This is a genomic window from Rhodococcus sp. NPDC060086, from assembly GCF_042730275.1.
Taxonomy (GTDB): domain Bacteria; phylum Actinomycetota; class Actinomycetes; order Mycobacteriales; family Mycobacteriaceae; genus Rhodococcus.
Map to the genome: position 1 here is coordinate 1 of NZ_JBHWWZ010000068.1, position 20,929 is coordinate 20,929.

A 20,929-nucleotide genomic window follows, 5' to 3' on the forward strand; every position below is an offset into this window, starting at 1 on the left:
CCCATTCCGAACCCGGAAGCTAAGCCTGTCTGCGCCGATGGTACTGCACTCGACAGGGTGTGGGAGAGTAGGACACCGCCGAACACCCGTTCCGGGAGGGGCTCACACATTGTGTGGGCCCCTTCCGTGTTTTGTGTTGTAGGGGTTGAACAGAAGTGGGGCGAGTCCGGGAATCAATCCGGACCTGCCCCACTTTCTTTATCTGTTCTGATCAGAAGCGGGACGATTTCGGTCGCGCTGCCGGCTTCGAAACCGGATGCCCCCCCGGCCGCGGAAGTGCACGAGTCAGTCGGGGTGCCCACCCGCTTGTCGGCCAACGCTTGAGTCCCAAACGATCCGGCGTCAGACGTGTATTGACGAAGGCCTTTTCGAGTTCGGGATCGGCTTCTCCGCGGAATCGGTAGAGAATCGTACCGCCGTTCTCCTCGGTGCGGGCGCCGGCTTCCCACCCGGTCGCGCGATAGACGCCGCGCACGATGTTGTCGGCGACGACGATGATCGGCAGTCCGTCGATTCCTCGGGCTGCGGTTCCGGCGGGCCAGGGCCGTGACGCGAGTTCACGGACAGCCTCCGTCGAAGCTTTCTTCGCCTCGTTGATGCGCAGAACCACGCAGGGTGTGGGCGGCTCAGGAGCTGCCTGCGCAGAATACTGACGAACGATCTCCGAGATCGGAATTGCGGTGCGGTCTGCTTCGGATTCCTCGTTGGTGCCTGCCAGATTCGTCAGGACAGGTTCGCCTCGATGCGGTTCGAGCAGACCGAGCGAACTGATGACAGCCTGTGCGACATCGCTCGCTGTGTGCTCGGGATCGGCCGCGGGGCGCAGCGCGTCGGCGATGATGAAGTGCTCGACGGAGTATCCGGAGTCGTACACCGCCTTGATGCGACGAATTGCTGCCTTGGTCTCCTGAGTCGCGAGGGGTGCCTTCTCTTTCGAGTCCTCGATTTTGTGGGTTTCACCCAGTGCAGTCCAGGTGAGCGTGAAGATGCGATTGGCTCGGCCGGTTCCGACGTAGAGGATGCTCCGGTCGCGGGTGTCCACGATCGCGTAGACATACGCACCGAGCTGATCGATCACGTTCTTCTGGAGTGGTCCGGGTGTCGGTGTTCGATCGTCGACCTTGGCGACGATTGCGCGCAGAACTGTCAGACGCAGTGATACGGGGACTGCGCCCGCCGAGCCACCGAACAATTCGCGGTTCGCGGCGTCGACAGAGCCGAACGTGCGTCCACTGTTGCGTGCCAGTGCGCCCAGCGCGAGCGTGAACTCGGAGAGTCTCTGGCGAGGATCGTCCGCGGTGTCCGGCAGCTCATTGCTGGTCAGGAACATCTGGATCTCTGGAGATTCCAGCAATGTCTGAGCGATGTTCAGAGGAACTGTCCACACGGTGCGCATGAAGCGACTCTAGGCCAATATAAGGCAGAGGAGCCGATTCCGAGGCGGTGGCGTCGCCCAGTTTTCGATCTTCGTTCGACGGTGGGTACCCGGACGGGCAACGAGGGTGGTCGGTGAGTGGATCGATCCGAGGTAGGGAGATATCGGTGCAGGTAGAGATGTTGCAGATATGTCCGCTCACGAGGAGCGGAGCTGCGACGTGAGACATCTCCGTACCGAGCAGCCTCCAATACCGGCACCGATGCCTCTCGTCGGCGACTTGTCGCATACGGTGTAGACCGTGAGCAGCCCAGACTCTGATGCCGTTCGTCCTGCGGCAAACCCAGCGTCCCACTGGCCCGCGCTCCTGACCTGGAGGTCGCTGGACGCGCCCCGGATGGAATCGGTGCGCGTGCAGTTGAGCGGTCAGCGCGTCAAGGCGACCGGTCGTATCGTCGGGGCCGAATGTTCCGAACATCCGGCGTTCAGCGCCTCTTACGATCTCGTCACCGACGAGGACGGAGTCACACGTCGATTGTCGGTGCGTACCACGATGGCGGCCGGCGAACGGCACATGTCGATCAGCCGTTCCGGTGAGGGCATCTGGATGGTCGACAGCGGTACGAACCACCAGCGGGCATCCTTCGGTGGGGCGCTCGACGTCGATGTGATCCTCAGCCCCTTCTTCAATGCGTTGCCGATCAGGCGTTACCGGTTGCAGGAAGGTGCCGACGAACTCGAGGTTCCGGTCGTGTACGTCAACCTGCTGGACCTGAGGGTGCAGGAGGCCACTGTGATCTACAGCAGCGCCGCCGACGGGATCCACGTCATGTCGCCGGTGTCGTCGTCCTCTGTGACCGTCGACGAAGACGGGTTTGTCATCACCTACCGCGGGCTGGCCGAACGCATCTAGCTTTCAGCTTTCGCTGACACCTTCCACCGCCAGCGCAACTGCAAGTGCAGCGGATTCGGCGGGGTGGCTTCCGTGGCCGCCGGTACCGGCAGTGAGGCCGACGATCTGCAACCCGACTCCTGTGGCACCGGGCGCGGGCACCGAGATCGCGGGTACGCCGAGCACGCTGAACGGAATACAGCGTTGCAGCAGTGGTGCGCGCAACTCTGCCGGATCGCTGTCCAGGCTCGCGAAGCGGATGCTCGTAGTGGCAGTGACCAGCGCATCGAGATTCTCGGTGCGCCGTAACCGCTGGAGGACGTCGTGTCGGAGCTTCTGAGCCGTTCGTAGCGCCCGGAGGTACTCGTGTGCAGGCCGATCTCTCTGTGCTTCCAGGAGCGACGCAGTGGGCGGCTCGTAGCGCCCAGGATCGGCCTCGAATCTGTCGCGGTGCGTTTCGTACGCCTCGGATCCGGTGATGATCGGATACACACCGAGCAGATCGTCGGTTTCGGGCAGTACGACGTCGACGACCTCGGCGCCTAGGTCGGTGAGGGTGCGGCAGGCGATGTCTGCCGCAGCGTCGAACTCCGGGTCGGTGAGGTCCCAGATTCCGCCGCGGAGTCGGCCGACCCTCAACCCCGACACCGGGGAACGTAGATGCGCGACTCCGGGAACCGCACCCCATGCGAGGGCTGCGTCGAGGCTGTCGGTGGTGAGCAGACCGACGTGGTCGAAGGTCGTGGACAGGGGAAAGACCCCGTCGAGAGGGAGCGCGCCGCTGCCCGGCTTGAATCCGGCGATGCCGCACAATGCGGCGGGTGTGCGGACGCTGCAGCCGGTGTCGGTGCCCACCGCGACCGGCACGATGCCCTTCGCGACGAGCACCGCCGAACCGGATGACGAGCCGCCGCTGATGAGCGCCGGATTGTGCGGATGAGCAGCAGGGCCCGAGGCGTTGACGAGACCTGTCGGTCCGTAGGCGAATTCGTGCAGGTGGGTCTTGGCGACGATGATCGCGCCGGCTTCACGCAGTTTTTCGACGATACGGGCGTCCCGGTCGGCGGCGGGTGCGTCGGCGAACACGTTGCTGCCACAGCGGGTCGGTAGTCCTGCGACGTCGATGTTGTCCTTGACCGCGATCGCGACGCCGTGCAGGGGACCGATCCAGTTGCCGGCGGCGATGTCGGCGTCGGCGCGCGCTGCGCTCTCGAGAGCCGCCGCGTCATCGCGGGCGGCCACGATGTTGGACCAGGGGGTGCCGTCGAGCGCATCGAGATCGGCGAGGACCTGGCGGACGTGTTCGGTCGCGGTGAGTTTCCTCGTGGTGAGAGCGGCCGCGGTGTCACGAAGATTCGTCACGCCCACACACCTCCTTTCCGCCCGGCGTCCCTGAGTCGTTCGATCCAATTGTCGTCGCCGGGCACGATCCCGGCGATCTTCCGGCGCCGGCGCTGTTCGTAGCGGGTGCGGGCCTCATGGCCGCTGCGGGTGAGCTCGCCGGTGCTGCCGTCCGCGAGTTGCTCGCGTGCTGCACGCAGGACGTCGAGGGTCTCGTCGAGTGCCACGAGCAGTGCCGTCGCGTTGCCTTCGCACATCGCGTCGACGAGGCCGGGTGAGGTCGCGGCCACGCGAGTGCCGTCGCGGAACGATCCCGCGGCGAGCCCGAGCGCTAGGTCGCCGCCGCCGGCCCCGGAGAGCGCGAGTGCTTCGGCGAGTATGTGGGGCAGGTGGGAGATCCGCGCGACCGCCGCATCGTGTTCGCGGGACTCCGCGGGGACGACGACTGCGCCGCAGTCGAGGGCGAGCCCTGCCACCTGCTGCCACACGTCGGGATCGGTGCCGTCGTCGACGGTGACGACCCACACGGCGTCGCGGAAGAGATCTGCAGATCCGGCCTCCCACCCAGACTCTGCGGTCCCGGCCATCGGATGGCCGCCGACGAATCGGCGCGACAGTCCGCGCGCTGCGACCGCGTCGGCGATCTGTGCCTTCACACTCACTACGTCGGTGAGCGCCACGTTCGGCGCATGCTCGGCGATCGCAGCCAGGATCGAGTCGACTGCGGGCACCGGCACGGCGATCACCACGAGTGCCTGGGTTTCTTCCGCGCGCGCGAGCGTGGCTGCGAGGTCGGTGGAGGCGTCGAACCCGTCGGCGACGGCAGCGTCCACCGCGTGCGCGGATCGGTTGTATCCCCAGGCTCGACGGCCGGTCGTTGTCGCGGCCCGGAGTACGGACCCGCCGATCAGACCGAGGCCGAGGACACAGACGGGGGGAGCGGCGGCAGGTGTGGACACCGCTTCAGATTGGCATATTCACCGGTGGGCTTCATTCGTGGGACCGGGCCGACTACCGTTGCGCGCATGGCTGCACAGCGTGTCGGGGACAAGAGCCCTGCGGTGAGTTCGACAGAGGACTTCGAAGGTTTTGCCGTTGCCGTGACGCGTGAGGACGGACGTTGGAAGTGTCGTGCACTGTCAGCGCCGGCATTGTCGAGCCTCGACGCTGCGGTGACGGAATTGCGGGAGCTCCGGAGTTCCGGAGCAGTGTTCGGTCTGCTCAATGTGGACGACGAGTTCTTCATCATCGTTCGCCCTGCCCCGGCAGGCACTCAACTGCTGTTGTCGGATGCGACGATGGCCGTGGATTACGACATCGCAGCCGATGTGCTCGACGCGTTGAACGTCGAGATCCCGGACATCGATCCGGATGAGCTCGACGACGTGGAGCCCTGGGAGGAAGGCGACCTCGCGATCCTCGCCGACATGGGCCTGCCCGAACCGGTGCTCGCGGTGATCCTGTCTGAGACTGATCTGTACCCCGACGAGCAGATCGACGAGATCGCGCAGCGACTCGGATTCGACGACGTGCTGAGTTCGACGCTCGACAAGATGAACTAGATGGGTCTGCGCGACGACGAAGAGCTGATCCGGGTCGCGTTGGAAGCAGCGGCTGCCGCGCCTGCCGGGGATGTCCCGGTGGGCGCGGCGGTGTTCGCGCCCGACGGCACCGAGCTGTCTCGTGCCGCCAACTCGCGTGAGGCCGTCGGCGATCCGACCGCTCATGCCGAGGTGCTCGCGCTGCGGGCCGCCGCACAGGTGTACGGGGACGGCTGGCGCCTCGAGGGTGCGACCCTCGCCGTGACGCTGGAACCCTGCACGATGTGCGCGGGTGCGCTGGTGCTCGCTCGCGTGTCGCGGGTGGTGTTCGGTGCGTGGGAGCCCAAGACCGGTGCTGTGGGGTCGCTGTGGGATGTCGTGCGAGACCGTCGGCTCACTCATCGTCCGCAGGTCCGCGGCGGTGTGCTCGAAGGGGAGTGCGCGGCGATGCTCGAAGAGTTCTTCCGCGACCACCGCACGCCGTCTATCGGTTCCTGACCAGGCGATTTCGACCCAGCGACCAGATCCGGTAAAGTCTTCTAGCGGTGGCGTGTCCGAGCGGCCTAAGGAGCACGCCTCGAAAGCGTGTGACGGGTAACCCCCGTCCGTGGGTTCAAATCCCACCGCCACCGCCAAGAGTGACGCCCCCGAACTCCGGTTCGGGGGCGTCACTCGTTTGTGCACGAATGCGCGGTGCTGGACATTCGCGCCCGAAAGTGTCAGGCGCGCACTGTCGACAATGCGCGGCTGTCGTCTCGGAGTGTTTCTATGCAACCGTCGGGAATCGAAAAGACACCGCGCCATCGACGAGGTGCTGCTCCCCGTAGGGCGCGTCAGTGCTCGTTGATCAGGCGCCGCACCACGTCGAGCAGTTCGTCGACGTCCTCGCGTGGTGTATCGCTCGTCTCGCCGGACATAGCGGCGTTGTAATAGAGGCCGTCGCCCATCAACATGACGGCGCGTGCGACGGCGGGGTCGGTGATCTCGTCGACGAGAACGTCCATCCAGCCTCGATGAATTCTCTGGAGTGCCAGGCGGGCGCGGGGGATCGCGTTCTGGCTCAGGCGGGTCGTGGCGATGATGGCGCGATCGATCGGGGTGCCCGCGTAGACGGAGGTGCGGATGTAGTACGCGGCCGCCCCCTCGGGGGCCTCCCGCATGAGGTCGGCATCTGCCGCGGCGAGTTCTTCGACGTGGTCGGCGAGGCCTTCGACGAGGGCGTCCTTCGAGGGGAAGTGGTAGAGCAGGCCGCCCTTCGACACGCCGGCGGCGGCGGCGACGGCATCGAGGGTTGCGGCGCGTTCGCCTTGTTCGAGCAGGATCGTCACGAACGCGTCGAGGAGTTTGGCACGGGCAGCGGGAGGGGGTGGCACGGGCCGATGATACGACGTCGTTACTTTACCGTCCGGCTGGTACAGTAACGAAGGTTCGATCTCACCCTTCCCGAAAGTCCGATAACCGTGTCGATCACACCTGTCTCGAATCCGGATGCGAACGCTGCCGGTCCGAAAGCCGGCCCACGCGAGTGGGTGGCCCTCGCGGTCCTCATGCTGCCGGTGCTGCTGGTCTCGATCGACAACACAGTGCTCGCCTTCGCACTTCCCGAAATCTCCGCGTCACTGCAGCCGAGTGGCGCGCAGCAGCTGTGGATCATCGACATCTACCCGTTGATCCTCGCGGGCCTGCTCGTCTCGATGGGCAGCTTCGGCGACCGGGTCGGGCGACGACGACTGCTGCTGATCGGCGCGACCGGATTCGCGGCGGTCTCTGTGATTGCTGCCTACGCACCGTCGGCGGAAGCACTGATCGCCTCGCGTGCGGCGCTGGGCTTCTTCGGGGCCATGCTGATGCCGTCCACCCTGTCGCTGTTGCGGAACATCTTCCTCGACGCGGCGCAGCGCCGACTCGCGATCGCACTGTGGGCGTCGTGCTTCGCTGCGGGTGCTGCGCTCGGGCCCATCGTCGGTGGCTTCCTGCTCGAGCACGCGTGGTGGGGTTCGGTGTTCCTACTTGCCGTGCCTGTCCTGATCCCGCTGCTCTTCCTCGGCCCGATCTTCATTCCGGAATCCAAGGATCCCGCGCCCGGCCGCATCGACGTGGTGAGCATTGCGCTGTCGATGCTGGCGCTGGCACCGCTGGTGTTCGCGATCAAGAATCTTGCCAACGGCGGTTCGGTCGCCGCCACGGTGATTCCTGTTGTCGTCGGGGTCACCGCGCTCGTGTCTTTCGTGCGCCGTCAGCTGCGCCGCCCGGATCCGATGCTCGACGTGCGCCTGTTCCGTGTGCCCACGTTCAGCGGAGCGGTCGCGGTGAACCTGCTCTCGGTGTTCTCGCTCGTCGGCTTTCTCTTCTTCGTCTCTCAGCATCTCCAGCTGGTGATCGGGCAGAGTCCCATGCAGGCGGGGCTGAACCTGGTTCCCGGGCTGGGCGTCATGGTGGTGTCGGGGCTCGCAGTGGTCACGCTGGTGCGGTGGATACGGCCGTCGACGATCATCGTGTCGGCGCTGTTGTTGTCTGCTCTCGGTTATGCGCTCGTGCTGATGCTCGCATCGCCGACCGCGGTGACGCCGATCATCGTGGCGTTCGCGGTGCTCGGTGCTGGAATCGGGGCAGCCGAGACGTTGTCGAACGATCTGATCGTCTCGAGTGTGCCGACGGAGAAGGCAGGCGCGGCGTCGGCGGTGTCGGAGACCGCGTACGAGATGGGTGCGGTGCTCGGTACCGCGGTGCTCGGCTCGATTCTCACCGCGTCGTACGGTGCGCATCTTCAGCTTCCGGCCGGGCTCGACCCCGCCGAGGCGGCTGCGGCTCGGGAAACTCTGGGCGGTGCCCACGCTGTCGCGGCGACCCTGCCTGCAGAGCAGGCGAACGCCTTGCTCTCGACTGCAGGCGCCGCATTCGACAGCGGTGTGTCCATCACGTCGGGTATCGGGATGGTGCTCATGGTGGTGTCCGCGGTGTTGGCCGCACGGATGCTCACGCGCCGAACTGCCTCGACCGAACCGGTCGAGGCAGCTCTGGAGAAGTCCGGCGTCTGACGAGACGCGGGCTACTGCGGCGACGTCGTCTGCGCAACCGTGGGCGGCGCGGTCTCGGATGTGGCCCCGGCTCGCGGAATGGTGAACGTCGCGATCACACTCAGGATTGCCACGACGAAGCACGCCGCGACGTACCAGAGGCTTCCGGTGGGGTCGCCGTTGTCGGTGACGCCGTCGACCGCCGCGAAGTAGTCGGGCAGCGCGGTGATCCAGAGGACGGCCAGCACACCGAGGTACACCAGCGAGAACCGCTGGACGAACACGTTCGTGTAGGCGGGAGCGTCGGAGTCGCCGCGGCGCAACCGCGACCACTGACGAGCGAGCACCCATACCGCAACCACGCACAGCACTGCGAGTTCGAGTGCGTACATGATTCCGCGCACCGTTGTGCTGCCCATTCCCAGAACCGTGGCGGGCATCGGAAGGACGAACGTACCCACCGAGGCAAGGACTCCGATCACGATTGTGCGCCAGGCCAATTGGAGTCCGGAGAAGTTCTCACCCCGGTCGATGTGACGGCCGACGAAGAACTGTGTGCACAGTGCCAGCGACATCGGCCACAAGGCGGCGAAGACCACGACGCTCGGCAGCGGGACGGAGTCGAAGAACGGTTGGTTGATCGGATTTTCGAGTGACCATTCCCACCAGCGCAATTGCGGTCCGAGGTGGTCGAAGATCTCGTAGAAGGCGTGATGGACGAATCCGACGCACACGGCGCCCAGGACCACGCCGTACTTGCGGAAGACTCCGAGCATCCGCACGATCTCGAACGACAGCGTCGCGAGCAGTGGATAGATGGCAACGATGTAGAGAGGCAATCTGCCCCACATGAATTCGACGGTGAACACGTTGTGCGCGAACATCGTGTCGACGTGCTGTTCGATTCCGAACGCGGCCGGGAAATACAGGGGCGGTTCGATGATGAACAGGTACGCGCACGCGCCGAGCCACAGCACCAGGTTGGTGGGATCACCGTGCCTGCGCAGCCGCAGGATGGCGTAGACCAGGGCGAGGACGGCCCCGACGACGATGGTCAGTTCGAGGACGGGAAGCGTCCAGTTCTCCAACGCCAGCGGGTTGCGGAACTCGAGGAGCCCACCGGCCTCGTCGCAGGAGAAGCCGAGCCTCGTGGCGAGGTCCTCGAAGGTGGGCGAGCACAGATCCGACATCAATTGACCCCCGGTGCAGTGGTTTCCGCGGTGTACCACTTGGTGACGTCGTATCCGGCATCGAAACGCTCGAACCACACGCCTGCCAGCTCGGGCAGGTCCTCGTGCTCGGGATTGTGCTTGGGCATCTGGCTACGGATGACACCGCGCAGTGCGACGAGCTGTTCTCCGAGGCCGAGGTCGTCGAATGCGCGTGGCATCGGCCCGGCATTCGCGGCCTGCAGTCCCGGAATCAGGTCGAGCAACTTCTGCTTCCGGCGGTACGACGCGAACATCGACAGGGCATCGATCTCGCGGTCCTCGATGGGGATGTGCTTGTTGAAGCCCGCGCATGCGATCCGGATGACGTCGAGTACATGCTTGAACACCGACGGCGCCACGCGCATGCGATAGAGATCGCTGCCGATGACGGCGTCGAAGATGATCAGGGCGGAGCTGCGATGCTCGACCTCCTCGACGAAATGCCAGATGAACAGGGAAGCGACCCGGTCGTCGCCGGGGCGGAACAGTGAGGCGTCGTTGTCGAGCATGAGTTTGAAGACCGGAGTGAAGGTCGCTTCGAGATCGGCGGTGTAGGCGAGTCGGTACTTCAGCGACGTCTCGGCGGTCAGCTTGTCGTAGGCACCGATCACCTCGTCGAGAGTCTCCTGCAGGCCCGGGTACCGCTTGATCAGGGCACGGACGTGCTGGCGATGCGCGGTGGAGTGCTGCCCTTCCTGGCGCATGAACGCGTCGGCTTCCTCGGCGACCGTGTCGTCGGCGAATTGCGGCTTCGCTTCGGTGATCATCTGGACGATCATCTTCTCGAATCCGACGGCGAGGAACGAGACGGCATTGGCCATGCTCGAGAACGCGGGGTTCTCGGGGTTCCACAGGAACGGCACGTCGTAGTCCTCGAACGCGAAACGCATCTTGCGGACGTGCAGGTTTGTCATGTCTCGTACCTCGTTTTCGGGCTGGCCGATGCGGTCAGGGCAGGTGGTGCCTGCGTTCGAACTCATCATACGACCGAGTCTCAATTTGTATGATCACTTTCGTGTGCATGTCCTGACATACCGACTCCGGGATTGGGTTGCGTGATAATGTCGTCCCCTTATTTCAGGAGGCGGTGTGGCACGCAGGCGAGGGTGGGGTGGGAGTCCGCCGGACAGTGACGACGAAGCATCTCGACGCATCGTCGACACCGCGGTCGATCTCATCGCACGGACGGGCACGGCGATCAGCATCGCCGAGGTCGCGGAATCACTGGGCGTGATCCGGCAGACGGTCTACCGGTATTTCCCCAGTGCCGATGCATTGATGAAGGCCGCGGCCATCGCGTCGGTCGCGGGATTCCTCGACCGACTGGCCGACCACGTCTCCGGCATGACGGACCCCGCCGAAGCGACCGTCGAGGCCGTCGTGTTCACCCTCGCGGAAGTGCGGCGTACACCGCACCTCGGTCTTCTGCTGTCGAGTTCGTACGCGAACGTCCACCCCGAGAACATGACGTCCGACGAGGCGCAGGCCTTCGGCATGACGATGATCAGGCGGTTCGACGTCGAGTGGGAGAGCTACGGATACGACGACACCTCACTGCAGGAGCTCGTCGAATACCTTCTGCGGACGATGCTGTCGTTCTTCGTCTCACCCGGAAACCCGCTGCGCAGCGACGACGAGATGCGCAGTTACCTGCGTCGCTGGGTGGGTACGGCGGTTGCTGCTCAGGTGGGGCAGGCCGCACGTCGGTAGAGGGCGCCGAGTGATTCTCAGAGGAATTTCAGCCGGCAGACCTCTTTCGGCTTGAAACGTCAACTACTCTCGACCCATGCGAAAAGCAGTGGGGGCACTCGTCGTGGTCGTGGCTATCGCGTTGGTGGGTTTCTTCGTTGCCCCATGGGTTTACGGAACGTTCATAGCCGAGGACGACGCACCCGCTGCCTCTGTGTCGACGTCCGGTGCCGAGGCGGCAACCGGTGAGCTCGACGGTGAGTGGGCCGTCGTCCAGGGTGCCGACCCCAACCGGACGGCGGCGGGCTACACCGTGCACGAGATCCTGCGCGGTGCCGATGTCACGGTGGTGGGCAGTACCGACCAGGTGTCGGGCACTGCGACGATCGCCGACGAATCGCTGACCGCCGCCGAATTCACCGTGCAGGTGGACGGCATTGCCACCGACAGCTCCCAGCGTGACGGTCAGTTTCGGGGCATGGTCATGGACACCGCGAACCATCCGACCGCGACATTCACGTTGACCGAACCCGTGGATCTGTCGTCGTTGCCCACCGACGGCGCGCTCGCGACGGTGCCCGCGACCGGCACCCTCGCGTTGCGTGGCGAGGAACGACCGGTGACGGTGGACGTCGACGTCCTGCGTAGCGGCGAGAGCATCGTGGCGTCGGGCAGCATCCCCACGACGTGGTCGGACTGGGGGATCCAGCCGCCGAACCTCGGGTTCGTCGCCGTCGACGAGGCCGGAAGCGTGGACTTCCTGATCACCCTCGAGATGAGCTGACCGGTTCCGTCTCGGACTTCACCGGGGCCCAACCGGGCGGGCCGAACGCGTAACCGAGTTTGTCGCGCCAGGACGCCGCCGACCGCCAGTCGCGCGCAATTGCCTTGTACTCGTGGGTCTGCAGATCCCAGATGTCGAAGGTGCCGACGGGCGTGGTCAGTCCGTAGACGGGACGCTGCTCTTCGGCCTTGAACGTGCCGAACATCCGATCCCAGATGATGAGGATGCCCGCGTAGTTGCGGTCGAGGTATTCGGCATCGGACCCGTGGTGCACCCGATGATGCGACGGAGTGTTGAAGACGAATTCGATCGGTGCCGGCAGTGCGCCCACACGTTCGGTGTGAACGAAGAATTGGTAGACGAGACTCACGGAGAATCCCACGAACACCATCCACGGCGGGATACCGAGGAGGGGCAACGGCAGCCACATGATGATCTCGCCGCTGTTGTTCCACTTCTGACGCAACGCGGTCGCGTAGTTGAAGTACTCACTCGAATGGTGCGCCTGATGTGTCGCCCAGACGAGACGGATCCGATGCGCCATCCGGTGATACCAGTACCAGAGGAAGTCGATCCCCAGCAGCAGGATCACCCACGTGTACCAGGCGTCGGCGGGCAGATGCCACGGCGCGAGGTACACCCACAACGCGGAATACCCGACGAGTGCCAGTACCTTCCAGCCGGCGCTCGTCACGATCGAGATCAGCCCCATCGACAAGCTCGTGCGTGCATCGCGCATCTCGTACCCGCCGCGTGGTGGGTGCACGCGGCCGTCGGGCCCCGGCTCGACGCGTTCGAGTGTGCGGGCCGCGACCCACTCGAGGATCAGGAACAGTGCAAACGCCGGAATCGCGAGGGCGACGGGATCGTGCAACGGTTCGAGCAGCGAACCCCACGATTCTCGCAGTGTCTCCCACATCGCGGGACCTCCGAACTGGTACGTGAACGATCGCCCAGTGTACGTGCCCTATGGCGCCGGTCACTATCGGTGAGCGACGGTGCCGATTTCTCCCCTGTTTGGTAGGAATTGGTCGGCCGGAAACGTCGGAGGAGGCACCGAAGTGCATATCAGTGCAAGGGTCGATTACGCGGTGCGGACGCTCCTGGAACTTGCCGCATGTGGTGATGGTCCGGCGAAGGCGGAGAAGCTGGCGACCGTGCAGTCGATTCCGCACAAGTTCCTCGAAGCGGTCCTCGCCGATCTGCGCCGAGGCGGTCTCGTGCGGAGCCGTCGTGGGCCCGAAGGCGGTTACTGGCTGGCGCGGCCCGCAGACGAGATCTCCATCGCCGACATCATCCGCACGGTGGAGGGGCCCCTCGCGTCGGTACGCGGGGAAAGGCCGGAGAGTGTGGAGTACACAGGTGCGGCCGAGCGGCTGCGCGACGTGTGGATCGCGGTGCGGGTGAATCTGCGCGCGGTTCTCGAGGATGTGACGCTCGCGGACATCGTTGCCGACGACCTCTCGGAGTTCGTTCGCGACCTGACGGCGGATCCGGGTGCGTGGGAGCGTCGCGGTATGTGAGCTGGGTTACTGGAATCGGCGGAGTGTGTCCGATTCCATAAATATTGCAGACGTCTGCAAAGTTACACACCTCTGCAAAATCTGTACCGTTGTCGGAGTGAGCTCTCAACTCGGATTACGTGACCGCAAGAAGGCGGCCACCCGCGCGGCCCTCGCGGACGCGGCTGCGGAACTCGCGCGCGAGCACGGCCTCCACGAGGTCACTGCCGATGCAATCGCCGCCCGGGCGGGCGTCTCGACCCGCACCTTCCACAATTACTTCGCGAGCAAGGAAGAAGCGGTCCTCGTGCACTTCGAGGGTCTGATCGAAACGTGGATCGACCTTCTGCGGCACCGCCCTGCGGGCGAGCCGATCATGGGTTCGCTCGAGGAATGCGCCGTCGGGCTGGTGACCGACCAGCGGTGGTCGTTCGACGACGTCAGCACGTGCGTCGCGTTCGTCGAGGAGGGGTCCGCGAACGAATCCCGGCACATCGACGTGGCGAAGCGCTCGGCGCAGCTGCTCGTCGATGTCATCGCCGAACGAACCGGCACCGATCCGGCCACGGATATCTACCCCAATCTGGTGTATTACGTCGGCTTGGGGGCCATCAAATCGGCAGTCGAGATGTCCATGTCGAATTCTGCGTCCACTCCTGAACACCTCATTCGTGAGGCCTTCGCGCTGCTGCGACGGGGATTCGCGTAACCCCCGCCCCACGACCACGTTCGACCACGTTCACGATCACGTTCGACCACAGAAAGGGTGCCTGCCGTGGCGACCTACCTCTACCGGATAGGCAAGTTCGCCTACCGACGCAAGGGCGCAGTCCTGTCATTCTGGATCGCATTGCTCGTCCTCTTCGGAGTCGGCGCAGCAACACTGTCCGGCCCGACGACCGACTCGTTCACCCTTCCCGGCACCCCCGCGCAGAATGCGCAGGACCTGATGGCCGAACGATTCCCGACGGCCGAAGACCCGATGAACGCGCTCAGCGCACGGTACGTCTTCGCGGCGCCCGACGGACAGACCCTCGACAGCCCCGAGAACATGGCTGCCATCGACGAGACTCTCGCCGCGATCCGCGGGATCGACACAGTCTCTGCACCGGCCAAGGTCGACCCGGCCACCGCCTCGCCCGAGCAGCAGGCCGGAGCGCTGGTGGACCCGGTCACGGCGGACGCGGGGCTCACCCAGCAGATGCTGGGACTGGCCGCGCAGCAGGGCACACCCGATGAGGCCGCGCTCGCAGATGCGCAGGCCCTGTCGCCGCTCAGCGCCGACCACACCGTCGGGTTCGTCACCGTGCCCTTCGAGGGCGAGATGACCGACGTGGATCAGACCATGCGCGACCAGATTGCCGCTGCCGCAGACATCGGCCGCGACGCCGGTTTGACCGTGCAGGTCAGCGGCACCGCCGCAGCCGATATGGCGATGCCCGGCGGCACCGCCGAACTCATCGGCATCGGTATCGCCGCGATCGTCCTCACCCTCACCTTCGGCTCCCTCGTCGCAGCAGGCCTGCCGCTGATCACCGCTCTCGTCGGTGTCGGCATCGGAAGCCTGGGTATCACCATCGCCACGGGTTTCTTCGACCTGAGCTCGATGACCCCGACGCTCGCCATCATGATCGGCCTTGCTGTCGCGATCGACTACTCGTTGTTCATCGTCTCCCGCTTCCGACACGAGTTGCTCGCGACTTCCGACCGCGCCGAAGCCGCCGGTCGTGCGGTGGGCACCGCGGGCTCCGCGGTCGTGTTCGCGGGCCTGACGGTCATCATCGCGCTCATGGCGCTGAGCGTCGTGGGCATTCCGTTCCTGTCCGTGATGGGATACGCCGCCGCCTTCACTGTGCTCATGGCAGTGCTCATCGCGATCTCGCTGCTGCCTGCGGTGCTCGGTCTCTTCGGTGAGAAGGCATTCGCCGGTCGCATTCCCGGACTGAACACACGCGACCCCGAGGGTGGCGAGCCGGGTGCCGCACAGAAGTTCATCGGCGCCATCACCCGTCGTCCGCTGATCCCGCTCGTCGCAGGTGTCGTTCTCCTCGGCGTTCTGGCGCTCCCCGCGACCGGTCTGCGTCTGGCCCTGCCCACCGAGGCGACGGGCGATCCCGCCAGCACTGCACGCCAGGCCTACGACCTGATCGACGAAGGATTCGGACCGGGACGCAACGGCCCGCTGGTCGTCGTCGCCGACGCTCGCGACGCGGAAGTACCCGCCGACGCCGCTTTCGCCGCCGTCCTCGGCTCGCTGTACGGACACGAAGAGGTCGTCAACGCCCAGGTCGTGGCAGTGAACGAGGCCGGCGACACCGCGCAGATCCTCATCACCCCGCGCAGTGGCCCGACCGACCCCGCGACGATGGACCTCGTCTCGGAGATCCGCGCCGACGAGGCAGCACTGAGCGACGAGTACGGCCTCTCGTACGGCGTGACCGGTCAGACCGCGCTGGAAGGCGATGTGTCGGCGAGCCTGCAGAGCGCGCTCGTCCCGTACCTCGCGGTGGTCGTGGGTCTCGCATTCATCCTGCTCATGCTCGTGTTCCGCTCGATCCTGGTGCCGCTCACCGCGACACTCGGCTTCCTGCTGAGCGTCCTGGCCACCTTCGGTGCCACCGTGGCGGTCTTCCAGAACGGCTTCGGCGGTCTCATCTCGAACCCGCAGCCCATCGTGAGCTTCATGCCGATCATCCTCATCGGCGTGGTGTTCGGCCTGGCCATGGACTACCAGGTGTTCCTGGTGACCCGCATGCGCGAGGACTATGTACACGGTGCGTCCGCGTTGGACGCGGTGCGCAGCGGCTTCGCACACGGCGCCCGCGTGGTGAGCGCCGCCGCGATCATCATGATCTCGGTGTTCGCCGCGTTCATCGCCGAACCGGACTCGCTGATCAAGTCCATCGGCTTCGCGCTCGCCGCCGCCGTCTTCTTCGACGCGTTCATCGTCCGTATGGTGATCATCCCGTCGGTGATGGCGCTGCTCGGCGACAAGGCGTGGTGGTTGCCGAAGTGGCTCGACAAGCTCCTGCCCAACGTCGACGTCGAAGGCGAGAAGCTCACTCGTGAGCTGGAAGCCATCGCAGCGACCCCGGAATCCACCCGGGTGTGAGGCTCGCGAGGTTCGTCCGGAGACGCAGGTAGCGTATTGCCCATGTTGGTTCGGCTGTTACGGCGCTTTCTCGTGCGCTACAAGGGTTCGCTCATAGCTGTGGTCCTGCTGCAGCTCGCGGCCACCACGGGCATGCTGCTGTTGCCGAGCCTGAACGCCGACCTGATCGATCAGGGCGTGGCGGTCGGCGATATCGACTACATCATGCGAACCGGGCTCCTCATGCTGGGGATCAGCGCGGTGGAGGTCGGCTGCTCCATCGGTGCCGTGTACTTCGCGGCGCGAGCCGCCATGTCGTTCGGACGCGATGTCCGGCTGGCGCTCGTGCAGCGGGTCAGCGGGTTCTCCGCTCGCGAGTTCGGTACCTTCGGGGCACCCTCGCTGATCACCCGGAACACGAACGACGTGCAGCAGGTGCAGATGCTGGTTCTGATGACCTGCACCATCGTGGTGACGTCGCCGATGATGGCTGCCGGCGGCGTCATCATGGCGTTGCGCGAAGACGTCGGCACCTCACTGGTCCTTGCGGTCGCGGTACCGGCACTGATTCTGACGATGGTCGTGCTCATCGCACTGATGCTGCCGGGCTTCCGAGTCATGCAGATACGCCTCGACGGAGTCAATCGGGTGCTGCGCGAACAGGTCAGCGGGATCCGGGTCGTGCGGGCCTTCGTCCGCGACGACACGGAGAAGGCCCGTTTCGACCGTGCAAACGACGATCTGACCGCCACGGCGTTGCGTGTCGGCCGCGTCAACTCGGTGCTGTATCCGGCGGTGATGCTCATCGCGAACATCAGCACCGTCGCCGTGGTGTGGGTCGGCGGATCCCGGATCGACTCCGGCGCCATGCAGGTCGGTTCGATCACCGCGATGATCACCTATGTCGCACAGATCCTCATGGCGGTCCTCATGTCGTCGTTCATCGCGATGATGATGCCGCGTGCGAGCGTGTGTGCCGGTCGAATCCTCGAGGTCCTCGACACCGTCCCGACCGTGGCAGCGCCGGCACAGCCGGTGCGTGAACTTCCCACTCACATCGACGTCGAATTCCGCCACGCCGGATTCTCTTATCCGGGCGCCGACGCACCGGTTCTGCGCGAGATCAGCTTCCGTGCCGAGCCCGGCACCACCACCGCGATCATCGGCGGCACCGGATCGGGCAAGAGCACCCTCATGCGTTTGATCCCGCGACTCATCGACGTCACCGACGGGCAGGTGCTGGTGTCGGGTCTCGACGTCAGGCGCCTCGATCCGGAGGTACTGCGGTCGCGGATCTCCGTCGTCCCGCAGAAGGCGTACCTGTTCTCGGGCACGATCGCCGACAATCTCCGCTACGGACGCGCCGACGCAAGCGACGACGAACTGTGGCACGCACTCGAGGTGGCCCAGGCCGCCGACTTCGTGTACTCCATGCCGGACAGGCTCGAATCGGTGCTGTCGCAGGGCGGCACCACCGTCTCGGGCGGGCAGCGGCAGCGACTCGCGATCGCTCGCGCGCTGGTCCGCAAACCTTCGATCTACCTGTTCGACGACGCGTTCTCGGCGCTCGACCCCGCGACCGACGCGCGACTGCGCGCGGCGCTGGAACCGGAAACCCGCAACGCCTGCGTCTTCATCGTTGCCCAGCGCGTCTCGACCGTGCAGGACGCGGATCGTATCGTCGTCCTCGACGGAGGTGCCATGGTCGCTTCCGGCACCCACCTCGGGCTCCTCGGCCGCTCCAAGACGTATACCGAGATCGTCGAATCGCAGAGAATGGCCGCAGTATGACGACGCCCGCCGCGGCTGCACCGCAGGCTGCACCGCAGTCGCGTCTGCGCGTCATCGTGCGCATTCTCGGTCTGCTGCACCCTCATCGGTACGTCGTGTACTCGGTGATGATCGCGGCGCTGCTCGGGGTGGTGAGCTCGTCGATCGCACCGCTCGTGCTCGGTCGCGGCACCGACATCATCTTCAACGGTGTGGTCGGGATGCAGCTCCCTGCAGGACTGTCGAAGGACGCCGCGATCGCGCAGCTACGTGCGGAGGATCGCGGTCAGTTCGCCGACATGGTCGCAGGCATGAACGTGATCCCAGGCGTGGGCATCGACTTCACGAGCCTGGGACGGACCCTCGTCATCGTTCTCGCGCTGTACCTGTTGTCGTCCGCGCTGATCTGGGTTGCGGCGTATGGGCTGAACGAGATCGTGCAGCGCACAGTGCGGGATATGCGCGCGAGCGTCGAACGGAAGGTTCATCGCCTGCCGTTGCGCTACTTCGACACGCATTCGCGCGGTGATCTGCTCAGCCGGGTCACCAACGACATCGACAATGTGTCGACGGGCATGCAGGAGTCCATCAGCCAGCTGGTGCTGGCGGTGTTCACGCTTCTCGGGCTCATCGTGATGATGTTCTGGATTTCGCCGTTGCTTGCTGTGATCGCGTTGCTGCTCGTCCCGGCCGCGGCCGTGGTGACGATCCTCGTGGCGAAGCGTTCGCGGAAGCATTTCGCGGCGCAATGGGATGCGACGGGCACCCTCAACGGGCAGATCGAGGAATCGTTCACCGGACACGAACTCATCACCGCGTACGGCCGTACCGAGGAGATCGAGCGGCGATTCACCGAAACCAACGATTCGTTGTTCCACGCCGCGTACCGGGCGCAGTTCGTCTCGGGCCTGGTGTTGCCGCTCGTGACGTTCCTCAGCAACATCGGGTACGTCGTGGTGGCGGTGCTCGGTGGTCTGCGCGTGGCGTCGGGCACCTCCACCCTCGGTGAGATCCAGGCGATGATCCAGTATTCGCGGCAGTTGTCGCAGCCGCTCGCCCAGATCGGTGCCATGCTCAATCTGCTGCAGTCCGCCGCGGCATCCGCCACGCGAGTGTTCGCGGTCCTCGACGAGGAGGAACAGGAGCCGGAACCTGCGGCTCCCACGATGCCGTGGAGCAGGCACGGACTCGTCGAGTTCGAGAACGTGTCGTTCTCGTACACCCCGGAACGCCCGCTGATCGAGAATCTGACGTTGCGGGCCGAACCCGGGCAGATGATCGCGATTGTCGGACCCACCGGTGCAGGCAAGACCACTCTCGTGAATCTGATCCTGCGTTTCTACGAGGTGGATTCGGGCCGGATCCTCGTCGACGGTGTCGACATCACCGGGATGCTGCGGGAGGAGCTGCGAACCCGGATCGGCATCGTGCTGCAGGACACCTGGCTGTTCGGCGGCACGATCCGCGAGAACATCGCCTACGGCAATCCCTACGCGACCGAGAACCAGATCATGTCGGCCGCCCGGATGAGCTACGTCGACCGGTTCGTGCGGGCACTGCCCGAGGGTTACGACACCATCGTCGACGAGGAGTCGGGAAGCCTCAGTGCCGGTGAGCGGCAGCTCATCACGATCGCCCGCGCATTCGTGTCGAAGCCGTCGATCCTGATCCTCGACGAGGCCACGAGCTCGGTCGACACCCGCACCGAACTTCTCGTGCAGCAGGCCACGGCGCGGCTGCGCGACGACCGCACCAGTTTCGTGATCGCGCACCGGTTGTCGACGATCCGCGACGCCGACCGGATCGTGGTGATGGAGGACGGCCGGATCGTCGAGCAGGGTGCTCACGAGGAACTGCTCCAACGCGGTGGTGCGTACTCGCGCCTGTACGAGGCGCAGTTCAAGGCGCTCGTCGACTGATTTCTCAGTCGGCGCCGTCGTTGTTCTCGAGCTGCTTGATCCGGTCTGCGGCCTGCTTCAGTCTTTTCTTGCGCTCCTCGTTCTCGGATTCCTTCAGCTCTTCGTAGAGTTCCTCGTCCGAGTCGCTGTAGTTGAAGATCAACCGCGGCAGCCCCAGAGTCACGACCAGACTGGGCCAGACCAGCCAGGCGTGGTCCCACTCGACCACGTTGTTCAGCACGAGGAACGTCACGAGGGTGATGCCGACGATCACCCAGTCGAGCGATTCGACCAGATTTCCTCGCCGGAGCAGCGACGACAGTTCTGTCTCTGCGCTGCGTGACGGAGCACCGGCGGGCGTGGTTTCGGCGATCTCGGTCGAAACCTTCCGGATCCGGTTGCCGACCACTTCCAAGGGTGCGCCGCCCGGAAGTCCGCGGAAGGCGTTGCGGAGCGGGTCGAGCGCGCGGGCCGCCGCGATCTCACCGGAACGTTCGTAGAACTCGTCGGCATCGAGCCGTCCCGCCGCGAAATGCTCACTGATGGCGTTGAGGGCATGCAGCCGTTCCTCGTCGCTCACACGCAGATCGTGTTCGTCGGGCCCGTTCGTCACGGCGTTCGCCTCCACAGGTCGTGTTCAGTCGAATTCTACCGATCTCGGTGAGAGTGCTCCATCGTTCACGGTGGAGGTGAATCACCGTCACTCAGGGCGCCGTTGAGACTTCACGTACTCGGCAATCACCGACAACGGCGCGCCGCCCGCAGTCCCGCAGTAGTAGGAGCGGGACCATAAATGCCCGCCCCACAGGTACCGGGAA

The 20,929-nt window shown here is 65.2% G+C and carries 20 protein-coding genes, 1 tRNA gene and 1 rRNA gene; 13 read left to right on the forward strand and 9 right to left on the reverse strand.

Annotation, left to right across the window (positions count from 1 at the left end; translation table 11 throughout):
• Positions 1-84: ribosomal RNA gene (gene rrf, locus ACFWB0_RS23715) — 5S ribosomal RNA — on the forward strand; the annotation flags it as partial.
• Positions 85-211: 127 nt separating this feature from the next.
• On the opposite strand, the gene ACFWB0_RS23720 is transcribed toward rrf, so the two are convergent.
• Entirely contained in the window at positions 212-1,396 is a 1,185-nt protein-coding gene (locus ACFWB0_RS23720; RefSeq protein WP_378492851.1) for a GIY-YIG nuclease family protein, read from the reverse strand.
• Between the two features lie 280 nt (positions 1,397-1,676).
• On the opposite strand from ACFWB0_RS23720, the gene ACFWB0_RS23725 reads away from it, so the two are divergent.
• Complete coding sequence (locus ACFWB0_RS23725; protein WP_378492852.1) at positions 1,677-2,288, forward strand: putative glycolipid-binding domain-containing protein; 612 nt, start codon at positions 1,677-1,679, stop codon at positions 2,286-2,288.
• A 3-nt stretch (positions 2,289-2,291) separates the two neighbouring features.
• On the opposite strand, the gene ACFWB0_RS23730 is transcribed toward ACFWB0_RS23725, so the two are convergent.
• Positions 2,292-3,635 (reverse strand): amidase, encoded by a 1,344-nt coding sequence (locus ACFWB0_RS23730; RefSeq protein WP_378492853.1) that lies wholly within the window; start codon positions 3,633-3,635, stop codon positions 2,292-2,294.
• Complete coding sequence (locus ACFWB0_RS23735) at positions 3,626-4,585, reverse strand: prephenate dehydrogenase (RefSeq protein WP_378492868.1); 960 nt, start codon at positions 4,583-4,585, stop codon at positions 3,626-3,628. Before ACFWB0_RS23735 ends, ACFWB0_RS23730 begins: the two co-directional genes overlap by 10 nt.
• Positions 4,586-4,633: 48 nt before the next feature.
• Between ACFWB0_RS23735 and ACFWB0_RS23740 the strand changes: the two genes are divergently transcribed.
• The 3 genes from ACFWB0_RS23740 to ACFWB0_RS23750 all read left to right on the forward strand — a co-directional run bounded on the left by ACFWB0_RS23740 (position 4,634) and on the right by ACFWB0_RS23750 (position 5,784).
• Positions 4,634-5,170 (forward strand): tRNA adenosine deaminase-associated protein, encoded by a 537-nt coding sequence (locus tag ACFWB0_RS23740; protein WP_378492854.1) that lies wholly within the window; start codon positions 4,634-4,636, stop codon positions 5,168-5,170.
• Positions 5,171-5,647 carry a nucleoside deaminase gene (locus tag ACFWB0_RS23745; RefSeq protein WP_378492855.1) on the forward strand — a complete coding sequence of 159 codons (477 nt, stop codon included), beginning with the start codon at positions 5,171-5,173 and terminating at the stop codon, positions 5,645-5,647.
• Positions 5,648-5,693: 46 nt separating this feature from the next.
• Positions 5,694-5,784, forward strand: a tRNA-Ser gene (locus ACFWB0_RS23750).
• Between the two features lie 198 nt (positions 5,785-5,982).
• Here ACFWB0_RS23750 and ACFWB0_RS23755 read toward each other — a convergent pair.
• A complete protein-coding gene (locus tag ACFWB0_RS23755) occupies positions 5,983-6,522 on the reverse strand; it encodes a TetR/AcrR family transcriptional regulator (RefSeq protein ID WP_378492856.1) in 540 nt (179 codons plus the stop codon).
• A 174-nt stretch (positions 6,523-6,696) separates the two neighbouring features.
• Here ACFWB0_RS23755 and ACFWB0_RS23760 point away from each other — a divergent pair, with 174 nt between their 5' ends.
• On the forward strand, positions 6,697-8,187 hold the full coding sequence (locus ACFWB0_RS23760; protein WP_378492869.1) for an MFS transporter: 1,491 nt from the start codon (positions 6,697-6,699) through the stop codon (positions 8,185-8,187).
• 11 nt (positions 8,188-8,198) lie between these two features.
• Here ACFWB0_RS23760 and ACFWB0_RS23765 read toward each other — a convergent pair whose 3' ends face one another.
• Together ACFWB0_RS23765 and ACFWB0_RS23770 are read right to left on the reverse strand one after the other, a co-directional pair.
• On the reverse strand, positions 8,199-9,356 hold the full coding sequence (locus ACFWB0_RS23765; RefSeq protein ID WP_378492857.1) for a hypothetical protein: 1,158 nt from the start codon (positions 9,354-9,356) through the stop codon (positions 8,199-8,201).
• Complete coding sequence (locus tag ACFWB0_RS23770; protein ID WP_378492858.1) at positions 9,356-10,291, reverse strand: metal-dependent hydrolase; 936 nt, start codon at positions 10,289-10,291, stop codon at positions 9,356-9,358. The genes ACFWB0_RS23765 and ACFWB0_RS23770 overlap by 1 nt, the downstream gene beginning before the upstream one ends.
• 175 nt (positions 10,292-10,466) lie before the next feature.
• On the opposite strand from ACFWB0_RS23770, the gene ACFWB0_RS23775 reads away from it, so the two are divergent.
• Together ACFWB0_RS23775 and ACFWB0_RS23780 are read left to right on the forward strand one after the other, a co-directional pair.
• Positions 10,467-11,087, forward strand: coding sequence for a TetR/AcrR family transcriptional regulator (locus tag ACFWB0_RS23775; RefSeq protein ID WP_378492859.1), 621 nt, complete (start codon positions 10,467-10,469; stop codon positions 11,085-11,087).
• 76 nt (positions 11,088-11,163) lie between these two features.
• The gene (locus ACFWB0_RS23780) at positions 11,164-11,850 is read left to right on the forward strand and encodes a YceI family protein (RefSeq protein WP_378492860.1); all 687 of its coding nucleotides are present in this window, start codon (positions 11,164-11,166) and stop codon (positions 11,848-11,850) included.
• Here ACFWB0_RS23780 and ACFWB0_RS23785 read toward each other — a convergent pair.
• Positions 11,831-12,769, reverse strand: coding sequence for a sterol desaturase family protein (locus ACFWB0_RS23785; RefSeq protein ID WP_378492861.1), 939 nt, complete (start codon positions 12,767-12,769; stop codon positions 11,831-11,833). The two genes, ACFWB0_RS23780 and ACFWB0_RS23785, sit on opposite strands and share 20 nt — an antisense overlap.
• A gap of 142 nt (positions 12,770-12,911) precedes the next feature.
• Between ACFWB0_RS23785 and ACFWB0_RS23790 the strand changes: the two genes are divergently transcribed.
• The 5 genes from ACFWB0_RS23790 to ACFWB0_RS23810 all read left to right on the forward strand — a co-directional run bounded on the left by ACFWB0_RS23790 (position 12,912) and on the right by ACFWB0_RS23810 (position 20,132).
• Positions 12,912-13,373 carry an RrF2 family transcriptional regulator gene (locus tag ACFWB0_RS23790; protein WP_378492862.1) on the forward strand — a complete coding sequence of 154 codons (462 nt, stop codon included), beginning with the start codon at positions 12,912-12,914 and terminating at the stop codon, positions 13,371-13,373.
• Positions 13,374-13,470: 97 nt separating this feature from the next.
• Positions 13,471-14,061 carry a TetR family transcriptional regulator gene (locus tag ACFWB0_RS23795; RefSeq protein WP_378492863.1) on the forward strand — a complete coding sequence of 197 codons (591 nt, stop codon included), beginning with the start codon at positions 13,471-13,473 and terminating at the stop codon, positions 14,059-14,061.
• A 66-nt stretch (positions 14,062-14,127) separates the two neighbouring features.
• Positions 14,128-16,464: an MMPL family transporter gene (locus ACFWB0_RS23800; protein WP_378492864.1), complete on the forward strand. Its 2,337-nt coding sequence runs from the start codon at positions 14,128-14,130 to the stop codon at positions 16,462-16,464.
• A gap of 42 nt (positions 16,465-16,506) precedes the next feature.
• Positions 16,507-18,234 carry an ABC transporter ATP-binding protein gene (locus ACFWB0_RS23805; protein WP_378492865.1) on the forward strand — a complete coding sequence of 576 codons (1,728 nt, stop codon included), beginning with the start codon at positions 16,507-16,509 and terminating at the stop codon, positions 18,232-18,234.
• A complete protein-coding gene (locus ACFWB0_RS23810; protein ID WP_378492866.1) occupies positions 18,231-20,132 on the forward strand; it encodes an ABC transporter ATP-binding protein in 1,902 nt (633 codons plus the stop codon). Before ACFWB0_RS23805 ends, ACFWB0_RS23810 begins: the two co-directional genes overlap by 4 nt.
• Before the next feature lie 4 nt (positions 20,133-20,136).
• Here ACFWB0_RS23810 and ACFWB0_RS23815 read toward each other — a convergent pair whose 3' ends face one another.
• Together ACFWB0_RS23815 and ACFWB0_RS23820 are read right to left on the reverse strand one after the other, a co-directional pair.
• Complete coding sequence (locus ACFWB0_RS23815; protein ID WP_378492867.1) at positions 20,137-20,724, reverse strand: DUF1707 domain-containing protein; 588 nt, start codon at positions 20,722-20,724, stop codon at positions 20,137-20,139.
• An 87-nt stretch (positions 20,725-20,811) separates the two neighbouring features.
• Complete coding sequence (locus ACFWB0_RS23820; RefSeq protein ID WP_378492870.1) at positions 20,812-20,919, reverse strand: transposase; 108 nt, start codon at positions 20,917-20,919, stop codon at positions 20,812-20,814.
• Between the last annotated feature and the right edge of the window lie 10 nt (positions 20,920-20,929).